The sequence below is a fragment of the Criibacterium bergeronii genome, from assembly GCF_001693775.2.
In the GTDB taxonomy this organism is placed as follows: Bacteria; Bacillota; Clostridia; order Peptostreptococcales; family Filifactoraceae; genus Peptoanaerobacter; species Peptoanaerobacter bergeronii.
Map to the genome: position 1 here is coordinate 19682 of NZ_MBEW02000025.1, position 7337 is coordinate 27018.

Sequence of the window (7337 nt, forward strand, 5' to 3'; positions counted from 1 at the left end):
AGGAGGGCTTCTACACTTTGGCGTAAAAAGTCCTCCGAAAATAACAATCAAATTAACTCTTATTGTTATTACACTATTTAATTGTTCAAGAAAATATCTATATAAAAGCGAACAAAAAAGGCATAATCAACAGCCTATTTACAAAACATGAATACGCACTCATTCACATTACCTCCATAACTATTTCTACACTTAGATGCCTCCTTATTTTTTAATCAACAGATGTACTTAGGAATTACAAATTGTTCTTTATTACCAATCTCAATTTTTTATGAATGCTAATAGCAAAAGGAATTGTGATGATTGTTGTTATCAAATCTGAAATTGCTTGTGCATATATAACACCATTTAGTCCCATAAATTTAGGCAACAATAAAATGATAGGGATAAATACAATTCCTTGTCGCAATGAGTTTAGAAATATTCCCCCTAATGCCTTTCCCATAGACAAATATAAGGTAGAGTAGGTAAACTGAAATCCAAATGTTATAAACATAATGACACCTGCTCGTAATGCCTGCACTGCTATATTTAATACATTTTCATCAGTCCCAAATATAGATAATATACTTGGTGAAAAAATATAAATTATCAAAGTCCACACTATGCAAAATACATTTGTCCATTTAATACTTGCCTTGATAGCACCTCTCACTCTTTCATAATTCTTAGCTCCGTAATTAAATCCGGCTAACGGTTGAAGTCCCTTCATATATCCCAATGCAACATTTGTTCCAAGTGTTACAATCCTAAGAGCAATACCTATTGCAGCTATTGCTTCTTCTCCATAAAAGGACGCTGCATAAGATATTTTGCTTATAGATATAGTTTGTAAAATCTGAAGTATCAACATGGAAATTCCTATCCTCAATATCTCTTTATAAATTGCAAATGTAGGTTTGAAGTTAGGTAACTTTATCTCAATTAAATTTTTATCTCCTACAAAGTAAATGAGATACATTAGACTCGTTATCACTCTGGCTATAAGTGTCGCAATAGCTGCACCTCTCACTCCTAAATTAAGTCCAAATATGAATATCGGATCCAAAACCATATTTGATATAGAACCTAAAAGCATAGCTTTTAATGAAATTTTGGCAGCTCCTTGTGCAACAACTAAGTTACCAAGTGTTACATTGATTGATCCCAAAATACCGCCTACTATGAATATTCCTGTATAAGACTTAGAAATTTCCATAATAGATGGAATGGCTCCCATAAATTTCAAAACGCCCTCTAAATAGCAAAACAATACAATAGCTGTAATTATCCCTAAAATTGCACTTGATATAAGAGCAACTGTTGCTACAATACTTGCTTCTTTTTTATTATTTCCTCCAAGTAGCCTTGATATATAAGAACCTGCTCCCGCACCAAATGTTAATCCTATCCCTAAAAAGATAAGCTGAATTGGAAACGCAACGGAAACGGCAGCTACTGCCTCTTTCCCAAGTCCAGACACAAAATAGGTATCCACAACATTGTATAAAGCAGCTACCAACAAACTGATAACCATAGGCATACCTAACTTAAAAAGTGCCTTATCAATATTTTCTTCTTTCAAAATTTTTATTCTGCTTTCGTTCATTTAAAACTTCTCCATTTCTCAATATTTTATTTTCTGTATTTATGCAACAAAAAAAGGCATAAATACAAAATAGTATCTGCCTTTTGCTTAATAATTTATAAAACAAAAGGCTACAGACAAAACATTGCCTATAGCCTTTTACATTTTATTTATATATCGAGAAATGCACACAAAAACAAAGCCAACTAAATGACCTAATTTTTTGTATTTCCCGATGAAATTTTAAATGTAATTTATTTGCTATACTCTGTACAATGTTTCATCGGTTTCATTTGTACAGAGTTAAGTTTGTTCTTAGGATGGTTTCTTAAATAAATTCTCATAACAATCCCCTTTCAGCTATATAGTAATATATTATCATCTTTTTCAAAAATCGTCAAAACAACATACTCACATCAGAAAGTTTCGATTTTCCCCTTAAAATTATTCGCTTTATCTATCAACGAACCTCTGAATCCCATTGTAAAAGCAATGTTACTACTTCTAATTGCCAAAAGTTTATCTCCTATGTTAACACCCAAAGAATCCATTAAAGACTGAGGAAGATTTACATTTGTTCCATTCAAAGATAGCCATCCATACATTCTTCCCTTATATGAAATAAGTTCTCCCTCTTGTAAACTTCTCTCTGCCAAACATTTATTTCTAACTAATATGCTATTTAATTTTGAATCGGAAAGTAATTTTTCCGGCATAACACAGAAGCCACCTGTCTGCTTACTTCCTGAAACAATATAGACATACTTTTCTTTTTCTAATTTGTACTCCTTTATTGCCATAGTCGGAAAACTTAACTCTCCATCTTCTTTTATCTTCGACCAACCAAAAATATATTTTCCGCCTTTAGTCATCTGTGGCATTGTCTTCACTCTCCTTTAATGCTCTTTTGGTAATTCGAATTGCACCGGCACTATGGATACGAACAACAGGATGTGCATCATTATCTGCAAGCCACTGTAATTTTTCTAAGTATGGTTTGACATAGTACGGTTTCCTTTTTCCTATTACTCTGAACATTTCAGGTGCTTCTATCCGTATTCTCTCCCCTTTGTCTTGTATCATTTCATAAAACATATCAAGTTTTTCACAGAACAGTTCCGGAGCATTTGTTGCAATATTTTCACAAGCCCAAACGAATGCAAGTCTTACTTCATCTACATTATCTTTTCTCATTTCCATTATTTTATCTAAATATGGAACAATCAACTGCTTATCAGCTCTGCCTATTCTTCCAAGTGCATTTACTGAACGCTCTCTTAATTTAGAGCGATCATCATGTAAGTAACTTGCAATATCTGCAACATACTTTTTTACTTCTAATGGATAATTTAATCCCATTTCTCCAAGAAGCCATAAGACCTTTGCTTTTACATCGTCAGAATGATTTTCGTTCAAGTAAATAGAAACTTCATCAATAGCTGCTTTCCAATTCTCCTTATTTTTCGTTATCTCTCTTAATTCCTTTAATAGCTCTCTATCTTCACATATATTTACCAATTCAAAAATCACTCCTCTAAATATAGCTTTCTAAAATCATTTATCCAATCGTTTAATGCTTCTGATAGCAAGACTTGTTGATTTATAATAGATTTGGCACAAACAGGAATATTTTCTCTTTCCATCTCTAACTTGCTAACTGCATTTTTGTACTTCTCAATCTCTGTTTCAATATTGTCTATAACCTCTTTGCTTTCATTTTTTGACAGCATTGCCATATTGATAATAACTGCATTAAAATCTAAAAAAACATTGACCATTTGAGCAGATATTTTCTTCATCAATTCTAAAAAATACTTATCTCCTTTTTCTGTAATGTGATAAATTGACTTTTCAGGCATATTCCCATCTCTTGATAAATTGCCTTTTATATAGCCTTTTTCTTCTAACTGAATTACCTTTTTATAAATTGATGGAGTGCTGACCTTTACCCATTTAGAAATATTTCTGTACTCAACATTCTTTTGCAACTCATAAGCACTTTGTTCTTTCTCTTTAATCATTCCCAAAACTATTAAATCTATTGTCGACATATCATTATTCCTCCAAATAAAAAACTACTATAAATTATATCACTGTATTTTACAGTAGTCAATTTTTTAGACAACTACAAAACAATCTGATTTTTCTCATTGATTTTCCAACTATCTTATTTTTATATAATCTTACTCTTGTGTTTTGAATTTTATCTATCAAAGACTCATTAAAAAACTCTTAATCATATACCTCCAAATAAAAAAAGCCGGTGCAGTCCTAAGACCACACCGACCATAAGTTTATCTCTCAGTTTCTTTTGATACTTCTTTCTTTTCTTTTGGCTTTTCCTTATCTTCAGCCTGATATTTCTTGATCGCTCCAAGTACAGATTCTTTCTTTTCATCTCGACCCCTCATCTGTTCCTTTGCCTTTAATAGCTTTGAAGAAAGTATTCTGATATTGTTATGCTCCTTGCCGTTATCATCAATGGAAGTTCTGATTTGTCCAAAGAGCTTAACAAAATCCCCCTGTTTAAAATCCTTTGGCATATCACTCTTTTCTCCATAAGCGGAGCAGTTGTGATATACCTTGTTTCCTTCATCGTCTTTGGATACTACGGAGAAATTAGCTACCTTAAAGGCTTCTCCGTTCTTATTTTCCCTTTCAACTAAATCGACTTCCCCTACAATATTGCCAACGATATTGATAAGATTATCCTTTTCTTCCTGAACATAAGGAAGGTCTTTTATCTTCCCCTGTTCCCTTAAATCCTCAATCATATAGTCAAATTCCTCATGCAGCAAATTAAGGCTGTCATTGTCCATATAAGCGTCATAGAGCTTATCTAAGGCACTTTCATCATTGATACCTTTTTCCATGCTTATAATCGCTTTTACAAAGTCCTTATGGTTATCATTTACCATATCTTCTATCTGATTTCTCATTGTTTTGTAATCCATGTTTTTATCTCCTTTCATGGCAAAAGGGAGGTTCCCCTCCCCTTATCTTAAAAATTCCTGTTCTTTTGTTTTTTGCTTTTCTTCTGTTTTACTTTCATTTTGATAAGCTCTTATCTGTCCTAAAATAGATGGCTTATCCTCTGATTTTTGTGCAGTTTCTTCTTTGCAATGAAGATTGTCCTCCACATCATAGGTTGACTCAAAATAATCACTGTCCTTAAAGTCATTGTCATATCTATCAGGAATGCCATCATTATCGAGGTCTTTAGAGAGCGGATCATAGAAGTTACCCTCATCATCAATATCAAGTCCTGTTGCTGCTCTTAAATCTTCGGAATCAACATAAACCAAATCGCTAAAAGAGGACATTTCTATTTCATTTTTCATATTCCTTAGAGCTTCATTTTCTCCCTTGTTTTCATAGTCGAAGCTCTCTGTTTTGATAGGCATATCATCAATATACTGTGTCCATGTTTTAGCTTCTAAATTAAGCTCATATTGGATGCCGTGTCTTTCGTCAGGTGTATTGGTATAGGCGATGCCAATGTGCTTTAAGTCAGGATATAGAGTATTAAATTCATCATAACTGTGGTTTTCTTCATATTCTCTGTTGCAAAAGTCTATGATAGCTCTTTTTACATCTTCCACAAGAGGATTGTCATTTCTCTTTTCTTCCACTTCTCCCATATCAAGGAGCTTATTCAGTTCTGCAAGTCTTAATACCTTAGTTTTCAGCTCATCAGCTTTTTCAAAAGGCTTTTTGAGTTCTTCTTTGGCATTTTCAAGTTGTTCCTTTGTGCTGATAAGTTTTTCTTCAAGTCTTTTTAATTTCTCAGGCATTTTCTCAAGAGCGTTATCAAGTCTTGTAATGTTACCGTCCGCACTTGTTCCAAGCTCTCCTGAATGCTTTGCAGCACCGTTTAGGCTAAAGTTATGCTCATTGGTAAAGAAGTTATAGCTTACCTCTAAATCCATATTTCTATACTTTCCTATAACCTTGCTTTCATTGATTTTAACCTTTGAAATTGCTTCAAGCAGTCTTTCTCCGGCTAATTTCTTATCGGTAATCTTTTCTCCTGCAATGGTAATGGAAGTAAACTTTTCCTCGCCTTCCGCTTTAAGCTCTACATCGGATATATCTTTCTTAACAGCTTCTATGAGCTTTTCCGTTCTTGCGATTTCTTCAGGATAATTTTTCGCCACCTTATCCTCTAATCTGTAACGGTTAGACTTATAGTTTGCTTCAAGCATTTTAAGTTTTGTAACCTCATTATCCAAGTCCATCTTCTCTTTAATCTTCGGATCACCTGTGGCAAGAGCTTTAATCTCTGCATAGTTTAATGAACTTTCGTCCACATCTTCCGCCACACGAACAGGAGTCTTTGAAGTCATAATCTGAGAAATGAATTTCTGCTTATTCTCTATCGTCTGCCATAAGTAGCTGTCAAATGTATTCTCTGTAACATAACGATAGATATTTACTTTCTCATTTTCGTTTCCCTGTCTTACAATTCTCCCTGCTCTTTGCTCTAAGTCAGCAGGTCTCCATGGTACGTCTAAATCATGCATTGCAATTAGTTTATTTTGCACATTTGTACCAGCACCCATCTTCTGTGTCGAACCCATTAAGATACGAACTTCGCCTTTTCTTACCTTTGCAAAGAGTTCATCTTTTTGCTTATCGGAATTCGCTTCATGGATAAAGGCGATTTCTTCTTTCGGTATTCCCATAGATACGAGCTTTTCTCTAATATCATCATAGATGTTAAATTCTCCATCTCCTTTTGGAGTAGACATATCGGAAAAAAGTAGCTGTGTTGACCTGTTTTCTTTTGTCTTATCCCAAATAGCAAATACATTTTTCACGCATACATTGACCTTGCTATCAGGATTATCAGGAAGAAGTGGATTGATTAAACGCTGATCTAAGGCAAGTTTCTTACCATCGTTGGTAATCTTAAGCATATTATCAACATCTGGCTCTACAACCCTATTTCTGACATCATCTGCTCTTTCAGAGAGGCTCTTTAGAATTTCTTTTTGTTCTTCAGAAGGCTCTGTTTTAATAACCTCATAGTTAGCTTCAGGTGTAGGAAGATTAAGCATATCTGCCGTCTGAATATCAGCAACTTCCTTAAACATAGACATAAGCTCAGGCAAGTTATAGAACTTTGAAAATCTCGTTTTCACCCTATATCCTGTACCTTCAGGCGATAATTCAAAGGAGGATTGTGTTTCTCCAAAAGTGGAAGCCCAAGAGTCAAAATGCTCCAGATTATTTTTCTTTAAGCTCTCATACTGAAGATAACGCTGCATGGTATAAAGCTCGGTCATTGAGTTACTTACAGGCGTTCCTGTGGCAAAGACCACGCCTTTCCCACCTGTCATTTCGTCCATATAGCGGCATTTCATAAACATATCGGAGGACTTAAAGGCTTCTGACTGCCCTATACCTGCAACATTTCTCATTTTGGTATAGAGATAAAGGTTTTTAAAGCCATGTGCTTCGTCAACAAAGAGCTTATCAACTCCCAGCTCCTCAAAGGTAATCACATCGTCTTTCTTAAAATCATCATTTAATTTTTCAAGCCTTGTTTCCAGTTTTTTCTTTGTCTTTTCAAGCTGTTTTACGGTAAAGTTCTGATTTCTATCATGCTTGTATTCTTCTACATAGTTTACGATTTCATCAATCTGATCTTGAATATGCTTTTCCTGATATTCCTTACTCATCGGGATTTTTTCAAACTGCGTATGTCCGATAACAACCGCATCATATTCCCCTGTGGCAATCTTGCCGATAAATCTCTTTCTGTTTT

At 34.2% G+C, this 7337-nt stretch carries 6 protein-coding genes; all 6 read right to left on the bottom strand.

Annotated features, from left to right (window positions below):
- Positions 1-235: 235 nt before the first annotated feature.
- Positions 236-1588: an MATE family efflux transporter gene (locus BBG48_RS09060; protein ID WP_068914313.1), complete on the bottom strand. Its 1353-nt coding sequence runs from the start codon at positions 1586-1588 to the stop codon at positions 236-238.
- A 395-nt stretch (positions 1589-1983) separates the two neighbouring features.
- On the bottom strand, positions 1984-2448 hold the full coding sequence (locus tag BBG48_RS09065) for a hypothetical protein (protein WP_024379010.1): 465 nt from the start codon (positions 2446-2448) through the stop codon (positions 1984-1986).
- Positions 2432-3085 (bottom strand): HEAT repeat domain-containing protein, encoded by a 654-nt coding sequence (locus tag BBG48_RS09070; RefSeq protein ID WP_068914314.1) that lies wholly within the window; start codon positions 3083-3085, stop codon positions 2432-2434. Before BBG48_RS09070 ends, BBG48_RS09065 begins: the two co-directional genes overlap by 17 nt.
- Positions 3086-3093: 8 nt before the next feature.
- Positions 3094-3618 (bottom strand): PadR family transcriptional regulator, encoded by a 525-nt coding sequence (locus tag BBG48_RS09075; protein WP_024379012.1) that lies wholly within the window; start codon positions 3616-3618, stop codon positions 3094-3096.
- 243 nt (positions 3619-3861) lie between these two features.
- On the bottom strand, positions 3862-4521 hold the full coding sequence (locus BBG48_RS09080; RefSeq protein ID WP_068914315.1) for a DNA-binding protein: 660 nt from the start codon (positions 4519-4521) through the stop codon (positions 3862-3864).
- A 42-nt stretch (positions 4522-4563) separates the two neighbouring features.
- Positions 4564-7337: helicase-related protein (locus BBG48_RS09085; RefSeq protein WP_274541887.1), on the bottom strand; the 2774-nt coding region annotated here is incomplete at its 5' end.

Bases quoted from the DNA above. Each gene is read 5' to 3' on its own strand.
- BBG48_RS09060 (WP_068914313.1), bottom strand. From the start codon at position 1,588: ATGAACGAAAGCAGAATAAAAATTTTGAAAGAAGAAAATATTGATAAG.
- BBG48_RS09065 (WP_024379010.1), bottom strand. From the start codon at position 2,448: ATGCCACAGATGACTAAAGGCGGAAAATATATTTTTGGTTGGTCGAAG.
- BBG48_RS09080 (WP_068914315.1), bottom strand. From the start codon at position 4,521: ATGGATTACAAAACAATGAGAAATCAGATAGAAGATATGGTAAATGAT.
- BBG48_RS09075 (WP_024379012.1), bottom strand. From the start codon at position 3,618: ATGTCGACAATAGATTTAATAGTTTTGGGAATGATTAAAGAGAAAGAA.